Genomic DNA, 25,753 nt, shown 5'->3' with positions numbered 1-25,753 from the left:
CCTTGACTCAGCCCCCTCCTTGCGCCCAATAATGGAACATATCAGGAACGATAATGGCCGAGTCGCTCTCACCCCTTACCGCGCTTCGGCAGCGGATCGCCGCCATGGCGGGGGTGCAGGTGGCCGAGTCGGCCAATCTCGCCTCGCTCGGTCATGCCGGGATCGATGCGCGATTGGAAGGCGGGCTGGCGCGCGGGCAGTTGCATGAAGTGATTGCCGGTGAGGCCGACGATGCGAGCAGCGCGGCGGGTTTCGCCTCGATGCTGGCGCGGCGCGTCGGGCCGGCGGACGCGACGATCATGTGGCTGCGCGAAGGCGATGCGCAGCGTGGCGGGGGCGGGCTTTATGCGCCGGGGCTGGTCGATCTCGGGATCGATCCGGCGCGGCTGGTGATCGGTGTGCTGCCCGACCCGCTGTCGCTGCTGCGCGTCGCGGCGGAAGTGGTGCGCTGCCCCGATGTCGGAGTGGCGGTGATCGAATTGTGGAAGAGCCCACGCGCGCTCGATCTGACTGCGACGCGGCGTCTCGCGGTGGCGGCGGAGAGTTCAGGCGTGACCGCGCTGCTGCTGCGTGTCGCCGCCGAGGAAACGCCGAGCGCGGCGCATACGCGCTGGCGGGTGCGCAGCGTCGCGGCGCTGCCGCTTGAGGCGGATGCGCCGGGGCATACCGCGCTCGACGTGGAATTGGTGCGTCAGCGCGGCGGGAGGGCCGGGGGACGATGGATTTTGGAGTGGGATCGTGACCAGGCTATCTTCCGTGACCAGGCGGGCATCGGCCAGACCGGCACTCCGCCCGGAATCGAGCCCCAGATCAATCGGGGCGCGGCGCTATCTGGCGCTGTGGTTTCCGCTGTTCCCCGCCAATCGCCTCGCCCGCGCCGGCGCGCCGGATGACGCGCCTTATGTCTTTGTCGAGAAGCAGCGCGGCGCAATGCGCCTCGTCGCGGTCGATGCCGCCGCGCAAGGCCTGGGGCTCGGGCCGGGGCTGACGCTGGCCGATGCGCGGGCACGCGTGCCCGAACTCGCCGTGGTCGATCATGATCCGGCCGCTGACCTCGCCTTGCTCGAACGCATCGCCGATGGTTGCGATCGCTATACGCCGCTGGTCGCGGTCGATCCGCCCGACGGGCTGACGCTCGACATTACCGGTTGCGGGCAGGGCTTTGCCGATGAGGCAGCACTCGCCGCCGATATCGAGGCGCGGCTGACCGCGTACGGCATGAAGCTGCGCCACGCGATCGCCGGTACGCCCGAAGCGGCACAGGCGCTTGCGCGCTACCAGACCATGCCCGCGACCGACGAACAGGCCGCGGTGCGCCGCCTGCCGATCGCCGCGCTCGACCTGGACGAGGAGACCGAACTGGCGCTGCGCCGCGCCGGGCTGAAGACCATCGCCGATCTCGCCGCCCGCCCGACTGCGCCGCTTTCGACGCGCTTCGGTGAGGATGTCACTGCGCTGCTCGCGCGGCTGCTGGGCAAATCGGACAGCCGCATCACCCCGCGCCGCGTGGCCCCGGCGCTGCTGGTCGAGCGCCGCCTGGCCGAGCCGATCGCGCGCACCGAGCATGCGCTGGCGATCCTCGGCGAACTGGTCGCTGAAGCGGCGGAAACGATGGAGGAGCGCCATCTTGGCGGCCGGCGTTTCGCCGCACGCTTCTTCCGCAGCGACGGAATCGCGATCGATCTCGCGGTCGAGACGAGTCTCGCAGTGCGCGACCCCGCGATCGTGATGCGGCTGTTCGACGAACGGCTCGACAGCTTGGCCGACCCGCTCGACCCCGGTTTCGGCTTCGACCTGATCCGGCTTGCCGTGCCCGCGCTCGCGCCGCTCGCGCCAACGCAATTGCTGCTCGAAGGCGGCGAAGTGGCGGCGGGCGAGTTGGCCGCGCTGATCGACCGGCTGAGCGTGCGCATGGGCCGCGGTCGCTTCCGCCGCCTCGCACCGCGCGACACGCATATCCCCGAACAGGCAGTGCTGGCGCTGCCCGCGATCGAAGCGGCAACGCCGGAAAGCTGGCCGGAGGCGGAACCGGGCGAACCGCCGCTGCGGCCTTTGCACCTGTTCGACCCGCCCCAGCCGATCCAGGTCACGGCCGAAGTTCCCGACGGCCCGCCGCGCCAGTTCCGCTGGCGCCGTACCTTGCATGACGTGACGCGCTTCGAGGGGCCCGAGCGCATCGCCGCCGAATGGTGGAAGCGAGAGACAGGCAGCGGCCTGACGCGCGACTATTACCGTATCGAGGATGCGCGCGGGCGACGCTTCTGGGTGTTCCGGCACGGGCTCTACGGCAACGAGAAAAGCGATCCCGGCTGGTATGTGCACGGGCTGTTCGCGTGATGGAGCCATACCCCCAAAAGCCGTTCGTGCTGAGCTTGTCGAAGCACCGCTTTTTCTTTCCCAACGACAGGGAAGGCAGAGCGGCCCTTCGACAAGCTCAGGGCGAACGGAGGGTGGTGCATGAGTCACATCTTATGCAGGTTGGTCTTCGGCCATGACCGAATTTGCCGAACTGGTCGCGGCGACCAACTACTCCTTCCTGCGCGGAGCGTCGCATCCGGCGGATTTCGTCTCCCAGGCCAGCAAGCTCGGCATGACCGGTATCGGCATTGCCGACCGCAACACCGTGGCCGGGGTGGTGCGCGCCTTTGTCGCGCTCAGGGAAGCCCCGGACAAGGCGCGCGTGGCATGGCTCGCCGACAAGAAGGCCCAGGGCGAAGCGGAGGTGCTGACGCCGGAGGAATGGGCCAGTTGCGAAGTGAATCTGCGGCTCGTGGTCGGGGCACGGCTGGTGTTTTCCGATGGCACGCCGGACATCATCGCCTATCCCGCGACGCGTTATGGCTGGGGACGGCTCACGCGCTTGCTGACGGTCGGCAATCTGGCTGCGGTGAAGGGCAGCTGCATCCTCAAATTCGACGACCTGCTCGATTATAGCCAGGATTTGCTGCTGATCGTGCTGCCCTATGCCACCGCGCAGGAGGAAGAAGCGCATCGCAACCCGGTGAACTATAATTTCGACGACGAGAGCGATCCGCCCAAACCATTGCTGCGTCTCGTCACATCATCGCCTGAGGATGTCGGCGATGTACTGGCCCGCCTGTCGCGCGTTGCGCCCGGCCGGGTCTGGCTCGGGGCGGCAATGCCGCGCCGGGGCCGTGACGGCCGCACGCTGAGCAAGCTGCAAGCCACGGCGCGCACAGCGGGTGTGCCGCTGATCGCGACCAATGACGCGCTTTATGCCACGCCCGCGCAACGGCCGCTGCACGATGTGCTGACCTGCATTCGCGAAGGCACGACGATCGCCGCGGCGGGCAAAAGGCTTGAGGCCAATGCCGAGCGGCATCTGAAAAGCCCTGATGAGATGGCGCGGCTGTTCCGCGACTGCCCCGATGCCATCGCGCAGACTCAGGTCTTGCTGTCGCGCATCGGCTTCGATCTCGGACAGCTGCGCTACGAATATCCGCACGAACCGGTGCCGGAAGGCTGGGAGGCGCAGGCCTGGCTCGAACATGTCGCGTGGCAGGCGGCGATCGACCGTTACGACCGGATGCCGGACAAGGTGCTCGCCTCGCTGATCGAGGAATTCACCCTGATCCGCGAGCGCAACTATGCCTATTATTTCCTGACCGTCTACGATCTGGTGCGGTTCGCCCGTTCGCAAAATCCGCCGATCCTGTGCCAGGGGCGTGGTTCCGCCGCCAATTCCGCGGTCTGCTTTCTGCTCGGCGTCACCTCGATCGATCCGATGCAGCATGACCTGCTCTTCTCGCGCTTCGTGTCGGAGGAGCGCGACGAGCCGCCCGATATCGATGTCGATTTCGAACATGAGCGGCGCGAAGAAGTGATGCAATATGTCTATGATCGCTATGGCCGGCACCGTGCGGGCATCGCGGCGACAGTGGCGCATTACCGCTCGCGCAGCACGGTGCGCGAAGTCGCCAAGGCGTTGGGGATGAGCCAGGACATTCCCGAGCGCATGGCGAGCACCGTCTGGGGCAGCTATTCGGGCGATATGGAGGACGGGCGCATCGTCGATGCCGGCTTCGACCTCGACAATCCCGAGATCGTACGGCTGCGCTTCATCATGGACCAGATCCTGAAGGCGCCATTCCCGCGACATTTGTCGCAGCATGTCGGCGGCTTCGTGCTGACCGAGAACCGGCTCGATGAAACGGTGCCGCTGCATCATGCGGCGATGGCGGCTCGCAGTTTCATCGAATGGGACAAGGACGATATCGATGCGCTCGGCCTGATGAAGGTCGATGTTCTCGCGCTCGGCATGCTGACCTGCATCCGCAAGAGCTTCGACTTGCTGCGCGATCACGGGCTTGGCGACCATAATCTCGAGGTCGATATGAATACCGATGATCCCGCAGTCTACGACATGCTGTGCAAGGGTGACAGCATCGGCGTATTCCAGGTCGAGAGCCGGGCGCAGATCAACATGCTGCCGCGCCTGAGGCCCAGGACCTTGTATGACTTGACCGTACAAGTCGCGATCGTCCGGCCGGGGCCGATTCAAGGGGACATGGTTCACCCCTATTTGCGTCGGCGCACCGGCGTGGAGGCGGTGGAATATCCTGCGCCCGATCCTCGATTCGGCCCTGTCGATGAGCTGGAAACCCTGCTCGGCAAGACCTTTGGCGTGCCGCTATTCCAGGAACAGGCGATGAAGCTGGCGATCGTGGCCGCTGATTTCACGCCGTCGGAGGCCAATCAGTTGCGCCGCGCCATGGCGACGTTCCGCAATGTCGGCGGCATGCACAATTTCCGCGAGAAGATGGTCGAAGGGATGGTGCGGCGCGGATACGCGCGCGACTTTGCCGAGCGTTGCTACAAGCAGATCGAAGGGTTCGGCAGCTATGGTTTTCCCGAAAGCCATGCGCTGTCCTTCGCGCGGCTGGTCTATGTCTCGTCCTGGATCAAATGCCATCATCCGGCGGTGTTCGCCTGCGCTTTGCTCAATTCGCAGCCAATGGGATTCTATGCGCCCGCGCAGATCGTGCGCGATGCGATCGAGCATGGCGTCGAGGTGCGTGCGGTCGATGTGAATGCGAGTGTATGGGATAATAGGCTGGAGCCGGCTCTCTCGACACTCCCTCACAGTCATCCCCGCGAATGCGGGGATGACAAGAAGGAAGGGGTTCGACAGCACTCCTTCGCCCTGCGCCTCGGCATGCGTCAGATCACCGGGTTCAAGCAGGAATGGGCCGATAATCTGGCAAAAGCACGAGACGAAGGCGGCGCCTTCACTTCGATCGAGACGCTTGCGCGCCGCGCCGGCCTGCCCGAACGCGCGCTGCGGCTGCTCGCTGATGCGGATGCGTTCCGCTCGATCGGGCTCGATCGGCGCGACGCGCTCTGGGACGCACGGCGCACGCCGTCCGCCGCCTTGCCGCTGTTCGCGGCGGCGCGCGCGGCGGAACTGGGCGCGGAAGAGGACATGGCATTGCCCGCAATGACCGACGCCGAGCATGTCGTCGCCGATTACCAGATGACGCGGCTGTCGCTGAAGGCGCATCCGATGGGCTTCCTGCGCCCGATCTTCACTGCCCGGGGCGTGCTGAGCTGCGCGGCGACATCGGCGACCAATAATGGCCGCCGCGTGAAGACCGCGGGGATCGTGCTGGTGCGCCAGCGGCCGGGCAAGGGCAATGCGATCTTCGTCACGATCGAGGACGAAACCGGCATCACCAATATCGTGCTGTGGGCGCGAATGTTCGAACGCTTCCGCCGCGCGGTGATGGCGTCGCGGCTGATGATGGTCGAGGGTGAATTGCAGAAGAGCCCGGAAGGCGTGGTCCATCTGATGGCGGATCGCATCCATGACTGCACCGACCTGCTTGACCGGCTGTCCGATACCGATGAGGCGAAACCGCCGCTATCGCGCGCCGATGTGTTCGAACATCCGCAACCGCCAAGCCATCCGGGCGCGGCGCGGCACCGGCATCCGCGCGATGTGCGGATCATCCCCAAGTCGCGCGATTTCCACTGAGGTCAACGACGATCCGGCCGGCGGCGTTCCGGATGCTTCGGATATGGCACCGTCAGAAGACCCGCAGCGCCGGGGCATCTTTACGCCCCCGCGGAAACGCCCTAAATTGTGCGGGCCGGGAAGCCTCAGATGAATGGGTCCATGTGATGATCCTGATGGCTGTTCTGGCGGCAGTGACCGCTCCTGCGACCGACAAGATTATGATGACGGCTTATGACCAGCTTTGCGTGCCCGGCAGCGCGTCACAGGCAGTGTTGTCACGCGCCGACCAGGCGGGCTGGCAAAGCAGCGGGCCAGGCAAGCCGAAGGATTTCGACCCCTCCGCCGACCGGTTCAAGCCTGTCGGGACGGCGATATTGAAACTGAGCGCGCGCGAGACCGGCGGACATGGCGAGCTATTTGTCACCTGCGGCATTTCGGCCGCCACGGCGCAGCCCGATCTCGTCTCCGATGTCCAAGCCATGCTTGGTTTTGCCCCCGCGCTCAGTTTCGGCACGTCGGCAAATTTCTTCGCTCTTCGCGAGAATGACCGCTGGCTTGATGGATCGAAGCTGACCGGAAAGGATTTCGCCGCGGCAAAGGCAGCGGGTAAGTTCTACAGCCTGTTGACGCTCAGCCATGATGGGGGCGCCGCTGTGCTGTCGTTCCAGGTGCTGCCAACCGCCCCGGGAAAGGGCAGCGGCGCGCCCTGATGTGAAGGCTGTTGGCCCCAACGGTCCTGGCTTATGCCGTCAGATTCCGGTTCGCCCGATCGACCCCGCCCAGGCATAGCCGCGATAGAGTGATACGAATGCGCCACGCGCGCCGATGTCGTTGGCGACCTCGTCGATCGCCGCCTTCATCTCCGCACGCGGCGAGACGTCGAACTTCCTCAGCCAGGAATACAGAAAGGCGCGCCAGGTGCGCGGCAACCGCTCCTGCTGCCCGAAATCGACCAGCTCGAGCCGTCCGCCGGGCGCAAGCTTGCCCGCACCCTCGCGCAGCGCGCCGCGCCAGTCGGGGATCATCGACAGCGTGTAGCTCTGGAACACCCGGTCGAAATTCGCGATGCCGAACAACCCTTGTGCATCGAACGCGGTCGCATCGCCCTGCGCCAGCGTGATGCGGCCGGCAAGACCCGCCTTTGCGACATTCGCCCGTGCCGTTTCCAGCATCGCCTCGGAAATATCGATGCCGTAAAAGCGCGCCTCGGGCCACGCTTTCGCCGCGACGATCAGATTGCGCCCGGTGCCGCAGCCGATCTCGATCACGCTGCCCCCCTTGGGCGGATCGAGCCGGCGGATCAGCCGGTCGCGGCCGAGCAGATAATATTTGCGCGTCAGGTCGTAGAAATGGCGCTGCGTCCGATAGATCGCATCCATATGCCCGGCATGGCCCGCGTCGGGTTGGTCGGCCATGTCAGGCGGCAGCGTCGGGCTTCGGGTTCAGCACATAGAGGTGCACGCCGCCATAGATGGAGGACCGATCGCGCCGGGTGTAATCCAGCGACTCTTCGGCGCGGTAATCCCAATGCGAGAGGACCGTGTCGGGCACGCGGCCGGGCAATATGGTCGGCGCGCCGGCGGTGCGGAACAGGACCCGCGCATCAGGTTTCGCGGTCCGGGTGATTTCACTCCACAGATCGGTCAGCTGTTCGTCGGTCATCCAGTCCTGCGCGTCGAGCAGGATATAGCGGTCGAGCGAGCCATCGGGGCGGCTGCGCAGATAATCGGTGAAGTTGATGTGGCGCACGTCGATCCGGTCGACGCGGTCGACGATCTCGTCATAATGCGCTTGCTGCAGATACGGCGGCAGCGACGCGCTCGGCCCTTCGCCATAGCCGCGGCCAAACGCCTGCCAGGCGAAATAATTGTCCTTGATGTCGAAGTCGCAGGCGAGCTTTTCGAGCCGCTCGCGCAGCACCACCGCCATCTTCTCATCGCCGGCCAGCGCTTCATATTGTGCCGGCGGAATGCCCAGGCCGAACAACGAGGCGGGCTGATCGGTCAGCCATTTGATGAAGCCCTTGTCGAACATCGGCGCGAATTCGCGGTCGAAAATCTCGCGCTGTTCCTCGATCGACTGCGCCTTGAGCAGAATCTTCGGGTTCAATCCGCCGAGCCGCGCGAGCAAATGCGCCGCGCCGATGAAATTGCCGAGCAGCCCGCGCTTGTACACGCCCTTGGCGAAGCCGCCGATGCGGCGCCGCCCGATCAGGTCGCGTCCTTCCCAGTAACGCCGCGTCGTCTCGTCGAGATGCGGGCGGATGGCGCTGCGATAGGCCAGCACATTGGCATGGCTGTCGGCACGGGCGAAGAAGCGGTGAAACGCCTGATAATCGGGCAGATGGCGCGCCGCGACCAGCTTCAGCCGGTTGAGCGCGATGTGCGCGGTGTTGAGGTCGACCGCGGTGATCGCGCGGGGATTGGCGGTGAGATAGCTGAGCACATTGCAGCCGCCCGAGGCGATGGTGACGACATGATTGTCGGGCTGGATCGCCAGCGCCTCCATATCGACTTCCGGGTCTTCCCAGATCTGCGCATAGACCAGGCCGCGAAAGGCGAAGGTGAAGGCGCGCTCGAGCAAGCCCTGTTTCGACAAATGGTCGTGGCGGTGAACGGCGGCGCGCACCGCTCCATTGGTGTTGGTGCGGTTCCTGGACGATCGGACGGCGACCATAGTCTTTCTCCTGCGCTTCGGGCGACAGCGATTACCCGGCGGCTCGAGAGCGCGCTAGGACAATCGGATGACGGTTCGATGACGGCACGGGATTGGCGCGACTAAAAATCGCTCGAGTCGTGGCTCAGACGCGTTCGCGTTCCAGCAGATCGCTGGCATTGAGCCCAAGCAGCGCGATATGGTCGCGGATACGCGGCCAGCTGGTGCGCAGGAAATGGTCGCGCTCGGCGATGCGCAATTTTTCGGCTGCTCCGGCCAGCACGAACATGCCGACGCCGCGCCGCACCTCGACATAGCCATCGTCCTGGAAGCTTTGATAGGCCTTGGCGACAGTCAGCGGATTGGCGCCATGTTCGGCGGCCAGAGCGCGGACTGAGGGAAGCTGATCGCCGGCGCGGAAATCACCGCGCAGGATCGCCGCCGAAATGGTGGCACGCAGCTTGATATAGACCGGACTGTCTTCGGAATTAAGCGCTGTCATGCTGCTCTAATACAGCAATTGGCTGTTTAGTCCAGTCATTTAAACACTCCACTCTGTAATAATTGTGCTTAAATCAGGCCTTGGACGTTCTTCAAATTGCTTGGTCGTGGTGCCGAGGAACATGAATCCGGCCACCCGTTCCGGCGCCGCGCCAAGCGAGTCGCGGACCATGTCCGAATAGGTCGCCCAGCCGGTCAGCCAGCCGCCCGCAAAGCCCATGGCGTGCGCGGCATGAAGCAGATTCATGCACGCCGCTCCAACCGAGAGCTCCTGTTCCCATAATGGGATATGGCTTTCGGTGCGCGGGCTGAACAAGGCGACGACCAAAGTCGGGGCCTGGTGCGCGAACTGAGTGACCGCTTCGATCTCGAGCCGGGCGGCCTGGGGGCGTTCGAGCCGGTACGCGTCGAGCAGCATCGCGGCGAAGCGGTCGCGCGCTCCGGCCGGCACGACGACGAAGCGCCACGGCGCGAGCTTGCCATGATCGGGCGTGCGCCCGGCGATCTGCAGAATCGTCTCGAGTTGGGCCGCATCGGGGCCGGGCGCGACCAGGTCGCGCGGTTTGCCCGAGCGGCGCGTGGCGAGATAGGAGAGCGGGGTGGAGAGATCGTTGAACATGGCCGCCAGTTAGGGGGCCGGGAGCCATATTTACACCCCCGTGATTGCCGCTAGTGTCTCGCGCCATAAGGAGCGCCGCGTTTGACGGCGCCAAGGCATTCAGGGAGCTAATTAAAAATGGTGGACACCCCGACCGCGGACACCCCGCGCGAGCCGGATATCAGCCACGTCAATCCGGCCGCGGACAAAACCTGGTTCGGCCATCCGCCGCAACTCGCGCGGTTGTTCACCACTGAAATGTGGGAGCGGTTCGGCTATTACGGCATGCGTGCGCTGCTCACGCTGTATCTGACGCAGCATTTCCTGTTCGGCGATCGCGCCGCGACCGGCCTTTACGGTGGTTATACCGCGCTGGTTTATCTGACGCCGCTGGTCGGCGGGTATCTCGCCGACCAATATCTCGGTTCGAAGCGCGCCGTGAAATTCGGCGCGATCCTGATGGCGATCGGTTATTTCACGCTGTGCTTCGGTGGCGAAACCGCCAAACCCTATGCGACGATCGATGGCCAGCGCTACGAAGTCAGCATCGAAAAGAAGGGCGAGGTCGAGACTCGCTATGTCATCGATGGAACGTCGAAGCTCGCGATCAAGGGCAATGACGACGGATCGGTCTCGCTGCTTGGCGCGGATGGCCAGCCGGCACGAACCATCGCCAAGGGCGGTTTCACCTCGGACGGTCAGCGCAGTCCCTTCCATGTCATGATCCTGCTGATCGCGCTGAGCATGGTCTCGGTCGGCAATGGTTTCTTCAAACCCAATATCTCGACCATGGTCGGTGAGCTGTACGACGCCAAGGATGGACGACGCGATGCTGGCTTCACGATCTTCTACATGGGCATCAATCTCGGTTCGCTGCTGTCGCAATTCTTCTGCCCATTGCTGGCGACGACGGTCGGCTGGTGGGCCGGTTTCGGTCTCGCGGCAGCGGGCATGCTCGTCTCCTGGGCGTTGATCCAGTTCGACGGCGGACGCCTGAGCGGCTTTGGCGAACCACCCAAGCGCGAAGGCGCCGACCGTGCGCTTGGCATCTATGCGGCTGCGACGATCGGTATTCCGATCTTCTACCTGCTGTTCGTCAACCTGATGAGCGCGAGCGAAGCCGCCGCGGGTTCCGGCATCATCGGCTATTTCGTCGCTTTGCCGCTGATGGGCAAATTGCTGTTCAGCACTTTCCTGCTGTCGGTGCCCGGCATCCTGATCTGGTCGTGGTTCGCGGGCAATCGCGCCGAGTTCCAGATGATGCTCGCGGCGATGGTGCTGATCACCTTCAATACCGTGTTCTGGACCTTGTTCGAACAGGCCGGGTCGAGCCTGACCTTGTTTGCCGACCGCAATACCGACCTCTCGATCTTCGGTCTGTTCACCATTTCGGCGGGACAGACTCAGGTGTTCAATGCGCTGTTCATCGTCATGTTCGCGCCGGTCATGGCGGTGCTCTGGACCAAGCTGGCGGCGATGGGACGTGAGCCGTCGATCCCGGTCAAGTTCGGCATTGCGCTGGTCGGGGTCGGGCTTGGCTTCTTCGTGCTCGTCTGGGGCGCGCAATTCGCCGGCCCGGACTATAAGGTCGCGATCTGGTGGCTTGCGGGTCTTTACCTGATTCACAGCCTGGCCGAATTGTGCATCTCGCCGGTCGGGCTCAGCATGATCACCAAATTGTCGATCGCGCGCATCGTGGGGTTGATGATGGGCCTGTGGTTCCTGTCGATCTCCGTCGCGCAATATGTCGCGGGCGTGGTCGCACAGGTGGCGAGCGTGGAGACGGTCGGTGGCCAGGTGACCAATTTGAAGGTCAGCCTGGACACCTATACCGGCGTGTTCATGACCATCGCCGAGATTGCGATCGGGCTTGGCGTGGTGCTGATGCTGCTGTCCATCCCGCTCAGGAAATGGATGCACGGAGTCAAATAACCGGGAGACAAGGCATGGACGGCACGGAAATGGTTCTCGCGGCGGCGGCCGCTTTCGTTGGCACGCATTTCCTGCTGTCGCATCCGCTGCGCCGGCCGATCGTCGCACGAGCCGGGGAGGGCGTGTTCCTCATCATCTATTCGCTGGTCGCGGCGGTGACGCTGGGCTGGCTCGCTATCGCCTATCGCGCGGTCGGGGCTGAAACCCCGTTATGGCAGGTCGGTGACGCGACCTGGGCGGCGGCGTCGCTGGTGATGCTGATCGCCAGCGTGCTGCTGCTCGGGTCGCTGATCGGCAATCCGGCCCTGCCCAATCCGGGCACGCCGGGGGCCGCGCCGGCGGCGGCGCGCGGCGTGTTCGCAGTCACGCGCCACCCGATGATGTGGGCCTTCGCGCTGTGGGGCGTCAGCCATATTGCGGTGTTCCCGCTATGCTCGAACATCATCCTGTCGGTCGCGGTGATCGTCCTCGCGTTGGTCGGCGCGGCGCTGCAGGACAAGAAGAAGGAAGCGCTCCAGCCCGAGCGCTGGCGGGCATGGGAAGCGAAGACCAGCTATTGGCCCTTCGCCGCGATCGCCGCCGGACGGGCCAGATTTGGCGGATTCCGGCCCCATGATATCGCCGGTGGCGTGGTGCTGTGGCTGGTCGCGACCTGGGCGCACCTCCCGCTCGCGGGCTGGGCGGCCGGGGTATGGCGCTGGATCTGACCTGGCTCCTCCCCGTGCCGGGGAGGAGCAGAGTCCTACAGCCGCACCATCCGCATCCCGCGCTCGGCATAGCGCGGTCCCGACGTCCCGCCGCGCGGCGCGGCTGCGTCCAGTGCCGCGAGGTCATCCGCCGTCAGCACCACATCCGCAGCGCCGGCGCTGTCGCTCATCGTCGGGCGGCGCTTGAAGCCGGGGATCGGCACCACATCGTCGCCCTGGGCGAGTAGCCAGGCGAGCGCGACCTGCGCATTCGATACGCCATGCTGCTTCGCGACCGCCGCCACCGCATCGACGATGGCGAGGTTGGCGGGCATGTTCTCGGCCGAATAGCGCGGATCGTTGCGGCGCCAGTCATCGGCGGCGAGGTCATCGAGGCTGCGGATACCGCCGGCCAGGAAGCCGCGGCCGAGCGGGCTGTACGGCACGAAGCCGATATTATTGTCGCGGCATGCGGGCAGGATATCGTCCTCCACATCGCGTTCCCAGATCGAATATTCGCTTTGCAACGCGGCGATCGGATGAACCTTGGCGGCGCGACGGATCGTTTCGGGTCCGGCTTCGGACAGGCCGAGATGACGAACCTTGCCCTCCTTCACCAGCTCGGCCATCCCGCCGACGGTCTCCTCGATCGGCACGTTCGGGTCGACGCGGTGCTGGTAGAACAGATCGATCGTGTCGATGCCCAGCCGCTTGAGCGATCCTTCACAGGCTTCGCGCGCATTGGCCGGGCTGCCGTCGACCCCGACAATGTCCTTGCCGGCAAAGCGAAAGCCGAACTTGGTGGCGATGACCAGCCCGTCGCGCTTGCCCTTGATCGCCGCGCCGAGCAGTTCTTCATTGGCGAACGGGCCATAGATTTGCGCGGTGTCGAAAAAGGTGATGCCAAGGTCGATCGCCGCATGGATGGTGCGGGTCGATTCATCGTCGTCGGCGGTGCCATAGACAATGTTCCCGCCACGAACCATCGGCATGCAGCCGACCCCGATCGCGGAAACCTTCAAGTCTTGCCCCAGCGTGCGGTACTTCATGCGTGTGCCTCCAGATCGGGTTCGGTTGCGCCGCCATCGGCGCGCGCCACGGATATGGTGACGGCGACATCCATCGTCACGTTGCCAACGGTGCGAAACAGGTCGGGAATCGTCTCGACTGCGACGAGTAGCCCCAAAGCTTCGATCGGCACCCCCATCGCCACCGCGACCGGCGCGACCGAGGCGAAGAAACTGATCGTGCCGGGCAGCGAGACCGAGCCCATGGTGGTGATCGCGGCGGTCGCGACACCGGCGGCCAGCGCGCCGGGCCCGATCGGCATGCCCAGCAGATGCGCGACATACAGCGCGACCGCGAGGTTCATCGCCGGGCTGGTCGCACGGAAGATCGCCACCGCGATCGGCAGGGTGATGCCGGCACTGGTCGCGGGCGCGCCAAGCTCCGCGCTTGCCTTGAGCATCGCGGGAAGCGACGCGAGCGAGGATTGCGTGCTGATCGCGACCGCTTGCGCCGGTGCGACGGCGCGGGCGAAGCGCAGGATGCCGACCCGCCCGAAGATCGCCGCGACCGGATAGGCGGCGAGCAGCACGATCAGCCCGATCGCCGAGACGGTGACGATATAATGGAGCAGCGCGCCGAACGCCGCCGCGCCGGTCTGCGCGCCGACGCCGTACGCCAGCGCGAAGATGCCGATCGGGGCAAGCTTCAGCACCCAGGTGATGATCACCAGCATGGTGTCGACGATCGCCTGGAAGAAACTGGTCAGCAGCGCGCGCGGTTCGGGCGGCAGCCGCGTGATGGCGAAAGCAAAGGTGATCGCGAACACGGTCAGCGGCAGGAAGGCGTCGGCCGCCGCCGCGGTCACGACATTGGTCGGCACCACCGTGTCGAAAAACGCGCCCAGGTTCGGCACCTTGCCGGCCGGCGCTGCGGCGTGGCTCAGCGATGTGCGCAGCGCCTCGGCCCAGGCCGTCGGCAGCGGCCACAGCTTGAGCAGCATCGGGACGAGCAGCGCCGACATCAATGTCGCGCTCCACAACAGGATGACGAACATCACCACCGATCGCCCCGCGATCCGCCCGGCGCGCGCCGCATCGGCGGTTGCGCCGACGCCGGTCACCAGCAAGCCGACGATCAGCGGTACGATCACCATCTGCAATCCGTGCAGCCACGCCGATCCGATCGGCTGGGTGATCTTGGTCGCCGCCAGCGCCCAGTCGGCCGAGGCGGATGCGGCGGCGATGCCGATCACGAGCCCGGCGATCAGCGCCAGCAGGATACGGGTGGCTTGCGACATGCTGATCCTTCGATATGGCTGGAATTACGTATAGTGGCAGTACAAAGCTGAAGCGTCACGGACGCTGGACGCATAGCGAATGGGATTGCGCGGAATGGCAAGAAAATATTTCGGCACCGACGGCATTCGCGGTGCGACCAATGCGCACCCGATGACCGCGGCGATGGCGATGAAGGTCGGCATGGCGGCCGGCGCGCACTTCCAGCGCGGCGATCACCGGCACCGCGTGGTGATCGGCAAGGATACGCGGCTGTCGGGCTATATGCTCGAATCGGCGATGGTCGCGGGCTTCACCAGCGTCGGCATGGACGTGGTGCTGCTTGGGCCGATGCCGACGCCGGCGGTGGCGATGCTGACGCATTCGATGCGCGCCGATCTCGGCGTGATGATCTCGGCCAGCCACAACCCCTATGCCGATAACGGCATCAAGCTGTTCGGGCCGGATGGCTACAAGCTCAGCGATGAGGACGAACTGGCGATCGAGGCGCTGATCGACGGCGACATCCCGCTCGTCTCAGGGCCGGAGATTGGCCGCGCACGGCGCGTCGACGACGCCAAGGGCCGTTACATCCATTTCGCCAAATCGACCTTTCCGGAAAGCCTGCGGCTCGACGGGATGCGCATCGTGGTCGATTGCGCCAATGGCGCGGGCTATCAGGTTGCGCCGTCCGCGCTGTGGGAACTCGGCGCCGATGTGATCGCGATCGGGGTCACGCCGAACGGCAAGAACATCAATGACGGCGTTGGGTCGACCGCGCCCGACCTGCTGTGCGAGACGGTGGTGGCATCGGGGGCGCAGCTCGGCATTGCGCTGGACGGCGATGCCGACCGGCTGATCGTGGTCGATGAACTCGGTCATGTCGTCGATGGCGACCAACTGATGGCGACGATCGCCAGCGGCTATGCGCGTGCCGGGCGGCTGAAGAATGACGGGCTGGTCGCGACGGTGATGTCGAACCTCGGGCTCGAGCGCCATCTGGCGGCGCAGGGCATCGGGCTGATCCGCACCGGCGTCGGCGACCGGCAAGTGCTCGAGGCGATGCGCGCGCAAGGCTATAATGTCGGTGGCGAGCAATCGGGCCATATCATCCTCAGCGATTATGCCACCACCGGCGACGGGTTGGTCGCGTCGTTGCAGGTGCTGGCCGAGCTGGTCTGGGCGGGCGCGCCGGCGAGCGAGTTGCTGCACCGCTTCGATCCCGTGCCGCAGCTGCTGAAGAATGTCCGCTTCAAGGGTGGAAAGCCGCTCCAGGACGAAAGCGTCAAGGCGGTGATCGCCGAAGCCGAGGCGGAACTCGCCGGCCAGGGCCGGCTGGTGATCCGCCCCTCGGGCACCGAACCGGTGATCCGCGTGATGGCGGAAGGCGACGACCCTGATCAGGTCACGCGGCTGGTCGACCGGATCTGCGATGCGGTGCGCGTGGCGGCGGGGTAAATCCCCGCCTCCCGCGCTTTCAGGCCCTTCAACTGCCTGCCACGGCAGGCGCTCCGGATAAACTTCGGCTGTTCAGGCCGGAGTCGCGAAACGGGGAATGTGCGACTTGCATTGCAGTGGCGCCGCTGCAGCGTGGATGGGGTTCACGCGGAGACGCAGAGGCGCAGAGAAGTCCCTGAAGCGCCAACCGCTCCTGATAGCCAGCCCACCGCAAATTAGCTCCGCGTCTCCGCGTGAACTCATTTGGAAGCAACGAACTGCGAGCTCGCCTGGCCGGCACAAGGTTTCTCGACTTCACGCGAAACGAACGGGTAAAGGGGGTGCATGCTTGACATGCGCCCCGATTGCGAACGCTGCGGCGTCGATCTTCCCGCCGACGCACCCGGTGCGTTCATCTGCTCGTTCGAATGCACCTTCTGCGCCGCCTGTACCGAGGGGCTCGACGACGTCTGCCCCAATTGCGGCGGCGAACTGATCGACCGCCCGACCCGCACCGGCAAGCGGCTCGAACGCCACCCCGCCTCGACCGTGCGGATCCACAAAGGCGCGGCATGACCGCGCGCATCCTGATCATCGCCGGCTCGGATTCGGGCGGCGGCGCGGGCATTCAGGCTGACATCAAGACGGTGACGATGCTTGGCGGCCACGCGATGACCGCCATCACCGCGATCACCGCGCAGAACACGCTCGGGGTCGATCGGGTCTTTCCATTGCCGACGGACCTCGTCGCCGATCAGTTTTTCGCGGTGGTCAACGATATCGGGGTCGATGCGATCAAGATCGGTATGCTTGGCCGCGCCGAGCTCGCCGAGATGGTCTGGGATTTACTGATCGGCATGCCGTCGAACCTGCCGATCGTGCTCGATCCGGTGATGGTGGCGACCAGTGGCGATGCGCTGAACGAACGCGGCACCGCCGCCGCAATGCATCGGCTGCTTGATCTTGCCACCATCGTCACGCCGAACCTGCCGGAACTCGCGGCGCTGGGCGGTGAGGAGGCGATCCTCGCGCACGGGTGTGCGTTGCTGGTTAAGGGCGGACATGGCGAAGGGGCGACCGTCACCGATCGGTTACTGGTTTCAGACCGCGAAGTCGCGCGCTGGGATAGTCCGCGCATCGACACGACAAGCGATCATGGCACCGGCTGCACCCTTGCCTCGGCGATCGCCACATTCCTGGCCGAGGGTCATCCGTTGGAGACAGCGGTAGATCGCGCGCGCCGGTTCGTCCGCCTCGCGCTACGCGACGCGCCGGGGCTCGGTCGGGGACATGGGCCGATGGGACATCATGCGGTACGGCTCGATCTCGGCCCCGAACCGCGGCTCAACCAGATCACGGTCGGCATGACCGATTATGCCGCATCGCGCGATTTCTATGCGACGCTGGGGCTGCGGCAGATCGTCGACAGCCCGGATCACTATGCCCGGTTCGAGGCGCCCGGCGGCGCGACGCTCTCGATCGAACAGGGAGCGGGCAGCACAATGTTTCTCGAATGCGATGATCTCGATGCGACAGTGGCGCGGCTCCAGGCCGCCGGGCTGACCTTCGACCATTTGCCGGTCGAGCAGGAATGGCTGTGGCGCGAGGCACGGCTGACCGATCCCGCGGGCAATGCGATCTGCCTCTATCAGGCTGGCGAGAATCGCCGCTTTCCGCCATGGCGCATCCCGTGACCCGACCTTCGCTCAAGCATGAAAAACTCTGCCTCGCGCCGGTTGTCGGGGTCGATGAGGCAGGGCGCGGGCCGCTTGCCGGACCAGTCGTCGCGGCGGCGGTGATCCTGCCCGTAAAGGGCGTGCCGCGCGGGATCGACGATTCGAAAAAACTCTCCGCGCCTGAACGCACCCGCCTGCACGACCGGCTGCGCGATTGCGCGATGGTCGGCATCGGCATCGTCGAGGCCGAAGAGATCGACACGCTCAACATCTTCTGGGCGACGATGAAGGCAATGACCCTGGCGGTCGAAGCGCTTGGCTGCGCACCGGGCCATGTGCTGGTCGACGGCAACCGCCTGCCGCGCTGGAGCCATCCGGCGACCGCGATCGTGTCGGGCGATGCGATCTCGCTGTCGATCGCCGCCGCGTCGATCATCGCCAAGCACACCCGCGACACGATCATGATCGCCCATGCCGAGGCGCATCCGCATTATGGCTGGCATTCGAACAAGGGTTACGGATCGCGCACGCACCTCGACGCGCTGCGCCAATATGGCCCGACACCACTGCATCGGCGCAGCTTCGCGCCGGTCGCGCAGGCCTGGCTCGATTTTTAAGAGAAAAAATCACCCCCCGAGTCTTTCGCGCCACACCCCATCCATTGAGTCTGCCGACTCGTGCCGACTCAATATCTGGGCAGCTTCCCAAAATGTTCCGTTTTGTTAACGATTTGGTGGCCATAGTCGTTAACCATTCTCCACTTGACCGGAGTCCGCACATCCGCAGGGATGCGCGGGATACAAACGGGGAAATGATTTATGGGCGTTATCGACAAGGTTAAGGCGCGCGTTGCGGTGCCAATGGTCGATGACCAGCCACGGGTTCAGCTGCCACTAGACAGCATCATCATGCAGGATTGCATCACCGCGATGCGCGCGCTGCCGGCCAAGTCGGTCGACATGATCTTCGCCGATCCACCTTATAACCTGCAGCTCGGCGGCGATCTCAGCCGGCCCGACGGCAGCCATGTCGATGCGGTGACCGACGACTGGGACAAGTTCGACAGCCTTGCCGCTTATGACCAGTTCACCCGCGCCTGGCTGACCGAGGCGCGGCGCATTCTGAAGGATGACGGCGCGATCTGGGTGATCGGCAGCTATCACAATATCTTCAAGGTCGGCTCGGCGATTCAGGATCTCGGCTATTGGATCCTCAATGACGTGGTGTGGCGCAAATCCAACCCGATGCCCAATTTCAAGGGCACCCGCTTCACCAACGCGCATGAGACGCTGATCTGGGCGTCGATGGGCGAAAAGGCGCGCTACACCTTCAACTATCGCAGCATGAAGACGCTGAACGACGAACTGCAGATGCGCAGCGATTGGGAATTCCCGGTCTGTGGCGGGCAGGAGCGGCTCAAGCGCGGCGGCGTGAAGGTCCATCCGACGCAAAAGCCCGAAGCGCTGATCTACCGCATCCTGCTTGCCTGCACCAAGCCGGGCGACGTGGTGCTCGATCCATTCTTCGGCATCGGCACGACCGGCGCGGTCGCCAAGCGGCTCGGCCGGCGCTGGATCGGGATCGAGCGCGAGATCGATTATGTTGATGCCGCGCGCGAACGCATCGATGCGGCATTGCCGCTCGACGAATCCGCGCTGAAGACCATGCAAAGCCCCAAGGCCGCACCGCGCGTCGCCTTCGGCACGATCGTCGAGAACGGCATGCTGGTCGCCGGCGCCGTGCTGACTGACGCCAAGCGCCGCTATCGTGTGACGGTGCGCGCCGATGGGTCGGTCATGTCGGGCGATACGACCGGCTCGATCCACAAGCTCGGCTCGGTCCTGCAGGGCGCGCCGGCCTGCAATGGCTGGACCTTCTGGCATTATGAGACGCCCGAAGGGCTGAAGCCGATCGACGATCTGCGGCAGACCTATTTGCTCGCGACGCAGATTTAAGGATCGCTATCCTCCGTTCGCCCTGAGCTTGTCGAAGGGCCGTTCTTTCCTTTGACGTTGGAAAAGGTCAGGACGGTGCTTTGACAAGCTCAGCACGAACGGTTGATTTGATGTCAGTCTCTACCCTCCATCTCCGCCCGATCCAGTTCGTCGACACGCCGGTTGGCCGTGACGGCGAAGTCGCGCGGCTCGCCGGCGGGATGCAATGGTTCGGCGCCTATGAAGTGATCGAGAACGGCGCCCGCCGCACCGTCCAGATCGCCGAATTCGACCGCCTGCTCGGCGCCAACGATCGCGCCGTAAAGCTCCATCAGGCAATCACCACCCCGCGCGCGCCACTGACGCTGGGCGATCGCACCTTGCGCTTCGACCAGCCGATGATCGCCGGCATCCTCAACGTCACGCCGGACAGCTTCTCCGATGGGGGCCGGCACGATGACGCGGCCGGCGCCGGGTTCGACATGGCGGCCAAAGGTGCCGCGCTGATCGATATCGGTGGTGAATCGACCCGCCCCAATGCGCCGACGGTGTGGGAAGGTGACGAGATCGCCCGCGTCGTACCGGTGATCGAAAAGCTCGCCGGCGGTGGCACTCTGGTGTCGATCGACACACGCAAGGCGGCGGTGATGGAGGCGGCGCTCAAGGCGGGCGCGGCCATCGTCAACGATGTCTCGGCGCTACTGTGGGACGATCGCGCGCTGGAGGTGGTCGCACGTGCCGGCTGCCCAGTGATTCTGATGCACTCGCCCGACCCGAAAAAAGGGCCGCATGGCGGCAACGGCTACGGCCATGTGCTGACCGAAGTTTATGACTGGCTCGACGCGCGCGTGGCGGCGGCGGTCGCGGGCGGCATTGACCGCGCGAAGATCATCGTCGATCCGGGTATCGGCTTCGGCAAGTCGCTGGCTGACAATCTGTCTCTGCTCAACGGCCTGACACTGTTCCACGGCCTGGGCTGCCCGATCATGCTCGGCGCAAGCCGCAAGCGCATGATCGGCGCGCTGTCCAATGAAGCGCCGGCGAGCGAGCGGCTCGGCGGCTCGCTCACACTGGCGCTGAAGGGCGCGGAAACGGGCATGCAATTGCTCCGCGTCCATGATGTTGCGGAAACCGTTCAGGCGCTCCGGGTCTGGCGTGGGATGAAGGATCAGGCCCTGGTCGCGGGCTGAGGGTGAGGCAAAACAACAACTGCCCTAAAACCCGTTCGTTTCGAGCGAGGGCCCTCTCGAGCATAGTCGAGATCGAGAAACAGCCACAAACGCTGCGCAATGTGTCTCGACTGCGGCCCGAACGGCCGAAGTTTATCCCGAGCGCCTGCTTTGACTCCTACCCGCCAATTGCGGCCATCAAACAACAACTACAGTTCTCTCACGGCGGACAGATCGTAGGAAAGTCGTATGCCTTCGATCGGAAGAATGATGTCGATACCCGATTCTAAAGAAGCGGATTTTCCTGGCTGATAGGGCATTCTTCCGGTTTCTTTACGCCACTCCAGAAGGAAAATTCGAACCTTCTCCACGGCATCTTGATCAAGTAGCCGGAACCTTTCACGAAGTTTTTCGCACGTATAATTGTAAGCCGGCCGCGCAAGCCAGCTGACAAAACGACCCCGCGCTTTGTAGGAATCGACGATGAATGCGCGTTGCGTCGCGGTCAGCTGACTCTCGAATACGGCGCGATCATTACTGCAGTCGATCACAAGCGGTGCGGATACGAAGAAATCCACTGCGGACCGGTCCAAGCTATCAATCGTCGTGATGAGCGATCTTTGGAAATCACTGGTGAGATACCGCGCTGTCATCATTGGCTCCGTAGCGTGGGTGCGACTATGGGGCGGGTGACCGCTTTCCGCCAGGGTCGGACGTTCCCGCTCATGGGTTCGCGACCTAAAGACCAAATTTCGCCTTCAGCTTCGGCCCGGTCAGCGATTTCAGCGCATCCTTGCCGATCCACCGCTCGGTCCGCTCATCCGATGCCGCGAGCCGTTCGGCCAGCCCGGTCGCCGCGCGATTCAGCGCGACGTTGCGCTCGCCGATCGCGCGCAGCGCCCAGCTCACGCCCTTTTTGACGAAGTTGCGCGGGTCGGTCGCGGCGGCCTCGATCAGCGGCAGACTGTCGAGGAACGGGCCATCCGGCGCCTTGCGGTCATGCAGGGCGACACTGGCGAGCAAGGCGAACGCGGCGCGGCGGCCGAACTCGTCGTTCAGCCGGCTCCAGTCGCGGATCTTGTCCAGCGCATGCGGCGTGCGATCGAACAGATTGAAGCATAATGTGTCGCACAGCGCCCAATTGTCGAAATCCGCGCGCCATGCATCCATCGTCTCCGGCGTGGTCAGCGCCGGATCGGCGATCAGCGACACCAGCAGCCGCGCCTCGTAAATGTCGCTTCCCCACAGGGCGAGCGCCAATGGATGGTCGCGCTTCAGCCGCTTGGCGATCGCCTTGATCTCCGTCATGCGCACGCCGAGCGCGGTCGGCGCGATGATCCCGTAGCGCCGCGCCAGATCGTCACGATAGCGCGGATCGGCATGCTGCCGCAGATCGGCAATGACCGCGGCGATCCGGTCGTCCATCGCCAGAACCGAATGGCTTGTGATGGACCCACCCCCCGTCATTCCCGCGAAAGCGGGAATCCCGCTCCTTCTTCCGAGTGCGGGGCGAGGCAGCGGGATCCCCGCTTTCGCGGGAATGACAGGAAAGAGGCGATACGCTTTTTTGCCTCTGAACTGGTCATCCCCGATCTTATTCGCACGATGCGAACAGAGTCGAGCACAGGCGATGATTGTCAGCTCGATTCACATGCTGTTCGGGTGTCGTCATGCCTGGTCTCCAGCGCGCAGGTTGCGCGTCACCGGTGAAACCCCATTCGGTCAACGATGTGAATCGAGCAGAGCATGACCAGCGTTGAATCGAGCAGAGCATGACCATTGCGCGCGCAACTCCCGTTACTCCCGCAGCACAGCGGAAAAACTCCCGTGCGGATCCATCAAAACTCCCGCAGCTTTTCCCGCAGACTCCCGCAGAACCCTCAAAAAGCATTTTCCCCCAGAAACTCCCGCAACAACTCCCGCAGCTGCGGGAAAATCGACGCATCGATTCCGCCGGGATGGTCCGATGGCGTTGTTGAATCAGGCCTCAGGCGGCGGCGTTGTCGATCCCCAGCTCGCCAAGCTTGCGATAGAGCGTCGAGCGCCCGATCCCCAGCCGCCGCGCGACTTCGGTCATGCGGCCGCGATAATGGCCGATGGCGAGGCGGATGACATCGGCCTCGATCTCCTCCAGCGCGCGCAGATTGCCGTCGGCATGGAACAGGGTGACGCCGCCGCTGGTCGCCATTGGCGACGGGCCCGGCGTGGTATGGCGTTGCGCGCCGAGCGCCGCGATCTGCGGGAAATCGGCACGGGTCAGCGCGGCGCCGTCGCACAGCACGGCGGCGCGGAACAAGGCGTTCTGCAACTGGCGGACATTGCCCGGCCAGTCATATTGGCCAAGCAGCGCCAGCGCATCGTCAGTGATGCCGAGCGGCCGCAGCCCCGGCTGCTGCGCGATCCGGGCGAGCAGATGGCGGGCCAGCGCCGGAATATCGCCGGTGCGTTCGCGCAAGGGGGGAATGGTCACTTGCACGATGTTGAGCCGGTAATAGAGATCCTCGCGGAACCGGCCCGCCTCGACTTCCTCGATCAGGCGCTTGTTGGTCGCGGCGATGACGCGGACATCGACTTCGCGGGTATGGCGCGCGCCGATCGGCTGGATTTCGCCCGATTGCAGCACGCGCAGCAATTTGACCTGCGCCTCGAGCGGCATCTCGCCGACTTCATCAAGGAACAGGGTGCCGCCATCGGCTTCCTGGAAACGGCCGATCTTGCGCTCGAACGCGCCGGTAAAGGCGCCCTTTTCGTGCCCGAACAGCTCGCTTTCGACCAGATTGGCGGGGATCGCGCCGCAATTGACCGTGATCATCGGCTTCTTGCCGCGCGGGGAGGCGGCATGGACCGCCTCAGCGACGACTTCCTTGCCGACGCCGCTTTCGCCTTCGAGCAGCACCGCGACGCGTGCGCGCGCCGCTTTGGCGGCGATGGCGAGCGCGGCGCGGAAATCCGGCGCCGAACCGACGATCTCGTCAAAGGCGAGCAAGGCGGGAATCTTTTCGGTCAGCGGGCGCAACTCGCCCGCGGCCTTGCCGGCGACCGCCGCATCGAGCGCCGCGAGCAAGCGTTCGGGGGCGAGCGGCTTGACCAGGAAATCCGTCGCGCCGGCGCGCATCGCCGCAACGGCCTGCGCCACCGAGCCATTGGCGGTGAGCATCAGCAAGGGAAGGGCGGGGCGGCGTTCGCGAATCTCGGCGATCAGCATGCTGGCATCGGCCTCGGGCGCCCAATGATCGAGCAGGATCGCATCAAGCTGCATGCCGTCCTGCGTGCCGAGCATGGCGATCGCCATTTCGCCATCCTGGGCGAAGACCGCGCGCCAGCCGCGACGCGCGGCGAGCGCCGCGACGAGCCGGCGCTGCGCCGGTTCGTCGTCGATCAACATGAGGAGGCGCTGTCCGTTGCGCGTCATTCGGTCATTCCTGTTTTCCCGTTCTGCGGTAACCTTAATGCGGACGGGTAAAGACGGGCTTAAACTGCCCCTCAATGGGACTCGTGGGACGGGACTTGAGGGACGGCGCGGGGGCGGCTAAGCGCAATTGGGGACTGACACATCAGGGAACGAGATCATGGCCGGCAACAGTGACATGAAGGCGCACGAAGCGACCTATCACAGCATCATCAGCTTGCTGAAATGGGGCGCCATCGCCTGTGCCGTGATCGCAGCCGCGGTCATCTGGCTGATCGCCGGCTAGCCGCGGGTGAAAATCGCGGTCCTCAAGGAACAAGCCCCGGGCGAGCGCCGCGTTGCCGCGACGCCGGAAACGGTCAAGAAATTCATCGCGCTCGGTGCCGAGATGGCGGTGGAGAGCAATGCGGGTGAGGCGGCGTCGATCGCCGACGCCCAATATGCCGAGATGGGGGCAAAGGTCGGCAGCCGTGCGGAAACGCTGAAGGGCGCCGACATCATCCTTGGCGTGCAGGGGCCGGATCCCGCATCGATCACTGGCGCCGCGCCTGGCGCCTGGCTCGCCGCGGGGCTCAACCCGTTCGGCGAGCGTGCCCGGGTCGATGCCTATGCCGCAGCGGGTATCGAGGCACTGGCGATGGAATTCATGCCGCGCATCACCCGCGCGCAGTCGATGGACATCCTGTCGTCGCAGTCGAACCTTGCCGGCTACAAGGCGGTGCTCGACGCGGCGTCCGAATATGGTCGCGCCTTTCCGATGATGATGACGGCGGCGGGCACCATTTCCGCCGCGCGCGTCTTCGTGATGGGCGTCGGCGTCGCCGGGCTGCAGGCGATCGCCACCGCGCGGCGCCTCGGCGCACAGGTCTCGGCGACCGATGTGCGCTCGGCGACCAGGGAGCAGATTCAGTCGCTCGGCGCCAAGCCGATCTTCGTCGAGAATGTCGCGGGCATCGAAGGCGAAGGGTCGGGCGGTTATGCCGGCGAGATGTCGCCCGAATATCAGGCGGCGCAGGCCGAACTGGTCTCGGGCCATATCGCCAAGCAGGACATCGTCATCACCACGGCGCTGATCCCCGGGCGTCCCGCGCCACGCCTCATCTCGGCGGCGCAGGTCGCGAGCATGAAGCCGGGCAGCGTGATCGTCGATCTCGCGGTCGAGGCCGGCGGCAATGTCGAAGGCGCGGTTCTGGGCGAAGTCGTCGAGATCGGCGGGGTGAAGATCATCGGCCACAAGAATGTCGCCGGCCGCCTCGCGGCGGATGCCTCGGCGCTGTTCTCGCGCAACTTGTATAATTTCCTCAGCGCCTTCTGGGACAAGGAAAGCGGCAGGCCAGTGCTCGATGAAGAGATTGGCGATGCGATCCGGCTGACCAAAGGCGGGCAGGTCGTGAACGCGAGGCTGCTAGGATGACACTCCTCCCCGGCACGGGGAGGGGGACCAGCGAAGCTGGTGGAGGGGGTGTGCCGGGAGCGCTGCGCCCCGAAGTGGCTATT

23 protein-coding genes are annotated in these 25,753 nt (G+C 64.9%); 14 read left to right on the top strand and 9 right to left on the bottom strand.

What is annotated here, in order from left to right; genetic code table 11:
• Window positions 1–53 precede the first annotated feature (53 nt).
• The 4 genes from OO12_RS22635 (at window position 54) to OO12_RS22620 (ending at window position 6,687) form a co-directional block, all read left to right on the top strand.
• Window positions 54–893, top strand: a complete 840-nt coding sequence (locus OO12_RS22635; protein ID WP_034161030.1) for an ImuA family protein — start codon at window positions 54–56, stop codon at window positions 891–893.
• The gene (locus OO12_RS22630; protein ID WP_034161092.1) at window positions 814–2,337 is read left to right on the top strand and encodes a Y-family DNA polymerase; all 1,524 of its coding nucleotides are present in this window, start codon (window positions 814–816) and stop codon (window positions 2,335–2,337) included. The genes OO12_RS22635 and OO12_RS22630 overlap by 80 nt, the downstream gene beginning before the upstream one ends.
• A gap of 154 nt (window positions 2,338–2,491) precedes the next feature.
• The gene (locus tag OO12_RS22625; RefSeq protein WP_034161029.1) at window positions 2,492–5,995 is read left to right on the top strand and encodes an error-prone DNA polymerase; all 3,504 of its coding nucleotides are present in this window, start codon (window positions 2,492–2,494) and stop codon (window positions 5,993–5,995) included.
• Between the two features lie 146 nt (window positions 5,996–6,141).
• Window positions 6,142–6,687: a hypothetical protein gene (locus tag OO12_RS22620; protein WP_152616605.1), complete on the top strand. Its 546-nt coding sequence runs from the start codon at window positions 6,142–6,144 to the stop codon at window positions 6,685–6,687.
• A gap of 39 nt (window positions 6,688–6,726) precedes the next feature.
• Here OO12_RS22620 and OO12_RS22615 read toward each other — a convergent pair whose 3' ends face one another.
• The 4 genes from OO12_RS22615 to OO12_RS22600 form a co-directional block, all read right to left on the bottom strand.
• Window positions 6,727–7,392 (bottom strand): class I SAM-dependent methyltransferase, encoded by a 666-nt coding sequence (locus OO12_RS22615; RefSeq protein ID WP_034161027.1) that lies wholly within the window; start codon window positions 7,390–7,392, stop codon window positions 6,727–6,729.
• A 1-nt stretch (window position 7,393) separates the two neighbouring features.
• On the bottom strand, window positions 7,394–8,653 hold the full coding sequence (locus OO12_RS22610; protein WP_034161026.1) for a DUF3419 family protein: 1,260 nt from the start codon (window positions 8,651–8,653) through the stop codon (window positions 7,394–7,396).
• A gap of 124 nt (window positions 8,654–8,777) precedes the next feature.
• Window positions 8,778–9,134: a GntR family transcriptional regulator gene (locus OO12_RS22605; RefSeq protein ID WP_034161025.1), complete on the bottom strand. Its 357-nt coding sequence runs from the start codon at window positions 9,132–9,134 to the stop codon at window positions 8,778–8,780.
• 39 nt (window positions 9,135–9,173) lie between these two features.
• Complete coding sequence (locus OO12_RS22600) at window positions 9,174–9,752, bottom strand: nitroreductase family protein (protein ID WP_034161024.1); 579 nt, start codon at window positions 9,750–9,752, stop codon at window positions 9,174–9,176.
• A gap of 117 nt (window positions 9,753–9,869) precedes the next feature.
• On the opposite strand from OO12_RS22600, the gene OO12_RS22595 reads away from it, so the two are divergent.
• Both OO12_RS22595 and OO12_RS22590 read left to right on the top strand, forming a co-directional pair.
• On the top strand, window positions 9,870–11,663 hold the full coding sequence (locus OO12_RS22595) for a peptide MFS transporter (RefSeq protein ID WP_034161023.1): 1,794 nt from the start codon (window positions 9,870–9,872) through the stop codon (window positions 11,661–11,663).
• A gap of 14 nt (window positions 11,664–11,677) precedes the next feature.
• Complete coding sequence (locus OO12_RS22590; RefSeq protein WP_034161022.1) at window positions 11,678–12,370, top strand: NnrU family protein; 693 nt, start codon at window positions 11,678–11,680, stop codon at window positions 12,368–12,370.
• 35 nt (window positions 12,371–12,405) lie between these two features.
• On the opposite strand, the gene OO12_RS22585 is transcribed toward OO12_RS22590, so the two are convergent.
• Window positions 12,406–13,398, bottom strand: coding sequence for an aldo/keto reductase (locus OO12_RS22585; RefSeq protein WP_034161021.1), 993 nt, complete (start codon window positions 13,396–13,398; stop codon window positions 12,406–12,408).
• A complete protein-coding gene (locus OO12_RS22580; protein ID WP_034161020.1) occupies window positions 13,395–14,654 on the bottom strand; it encodes a dicarboxylate/amino acid:cation symporter in 1,260 nt (419 codons plus the stop codon). Before OO12_RS22580 ends, OO12_RS22585 begins: the two co-directional genes overlap by 4 nt.
• A 94-nt stretch (window positions 14,655–14,748) precedes the next feature.
• On the opposite strand from OO12_RS22580, the gene glmM reads away from it, so the two are divergent.
• The 6 genes from glmM (at window position 14,749) to folP (ending at window position 20,868) form a co-directional block, all read left to right on the top strand.
• Complete coding sequence (glmM, locus tag OO12_RS22575; RefSeq protein WP_034161019.1) at window positions 14,749–16,089, top strand: phosphoglucosamine mutase; 1,341 nt, start codon at window positions 14,749–14,751, stop codon at window positions 16,087–16,089.
• Window positions 16,090–16,413: 324 nt separating this feature from the next.
• On the top strand, window positions 16,414–16,644 hold the full coding sequence (locus OO12_RS22570) for a DUF1272 domain-containing protein (protein ID WP_034161018.1): 231 nt from the start codon (window positions 16,414–16,416) through the stop codon (window positions 16,642–16,644).
• A complete protein-coding gene (gene thiD / locus OO12_RS22565; protein ID WP_034161017.1) occupies window positions 16,641–17,762 on the top strand; it encodes a bifunctional hydroxymethylpyrimidine kinase/phosphomethylpyrimidine kinase in 1,122 nt (373 codons plus the stop codon). Before OO12_RS22570 ends, thiD begins: the two co-directional genes overlap by 4 nt.
• Window positions 17,759–18,361 (top strand): ribonuclease HII, encoded by a 603-nt coding sequence (locus OO12_RS22560; protein ID WP_235364970.1) that lies wholly within the window; start codon window positions 17,759–17,761, stop codon window positions 18,359–18,361. Before thiD ends, OO12_RS22560 begins: the two co-directional genes overlap by 4 nt.
• Window positions 18,362–18,562: 201 nt before the next feature.
• The gene (locus OO12_RS22555; RefSeq protein ID WP_034161015.1) at window positions 18,563–19,699 is read left to right on the top strand and encodes a site-specific DNA-methyltransferase; all 1,137 of its coding nucleotides are present in this window, start codon (window positions 18,563–18,565) and stop codon (window positions 19,697–19,699) included.
• A 110-nt stretch (window positions 19,700–19,809) separates the two neighbouring features.
• Window positions 19,810–20,868 (top strand): dihydropteroate synthase, encoded by a 1,059-nt coding sequence (gene folP / locus OO12_RS22550; protein ID WP_034161014.1) that lies wholly within the window; start codon window positions 19,810–19,812, stop codon window positions 20,866–20,868.
• Between the two features lie 188 nt (window positions 20,869–21,056).
• Here folP and OO12_RS22545 read toward each other — a convergent pair whose 3' ends face one another.
• The 3 genes from OO12_RS22545 to OO12_RS22535 all read right to left on the bottom strand — a co-directional run bounded on the left by OO12_RS22545 (window position 21,057) and on the right by OO12_RS22535 (window position 24,259).
• On the bottom strand, window positions 21,057–21,500 hold the full coding sequence (locus tag OO12_RS22545; protein WP_152616604.1) for a hypothetical protein: 444 nt from the start codon (window positions 21,498–21,500) through the stop codon (window positions 21,057–21,059).
• 85 nt (window positions 21,501–21,585) lie between these two features.
• Window positions 21,586–22,272, bottom strand: coding sequence for a DNA alkylation repair protein (locus tag OO12_RS22540; protein WP_034161012.1), 687 nt, complete (start codon window positions 22,270–22,272; stop codon window positions 21,586–21,588).
• 562 nt (window positions 22,273–22,834) lie between these two features.
• Entirely contained in the window at window positions 22,835–24,259 is a 1,425-nt protein-coding gene (locus OO12_RS22535) for a sigma-54-dependent transcriptional regulator (RefSeq protein WP_034161011.1), read from the bottom strand.
• A gap of 157 nt (window positions 24,260–24,416) precedes the next feature.
• Between OO12_RS22535 and OO12_RS28945 the strand changes: the two genes are divergently transcribed.
• Together OO12_RS28945 and OO12_RS22525 are read left to right on the top strand one after the other, a co-directional pair.
• The gene (locus tag OO12_RS28945; protein ID WP_200887539.1) at window positions 24,417–24,542 is read left to right on the top strand and encodes an aa3-type cytochrome c oxidase subunit IV; all 126 of its coding nucleotides are present in this window, start codon (window positions 24,417–24,419) and stop codon (window positions 24,540–24,542) included.
• A gap of 6 nt (window positions 24,543–24,548) precedes the next feature.
• Window positions 24,549–25,670 (top strand): NAD(P) transhydrogenase subunit alpha, encoded by a 1,122-nt coding sequence (locus tag OO12_RS22525; protein WP_034161010.1) that lies wholly within the window; start codon window positions 24,549–24,551, stop codon window positions 25,668–25,670.
• The last annotated feature ends 83 nt before the right edge of the window (window positions 25,671–25,753 follow it).

The organism is Sphingomonas sp. ERG5, from assembly GCF_000803065.1.
Lineage (GTDB): Bacteria > Pseudomonadota > Alphaproteobacteria > Sphingomonadales > Sphingomonadaceae > Sphingomonas.
The sequence above is the reverse complement of the archived record's forward strand: the minus strand, read 5'-3'. Positions and strand labels throughout refer to the sequence as shown.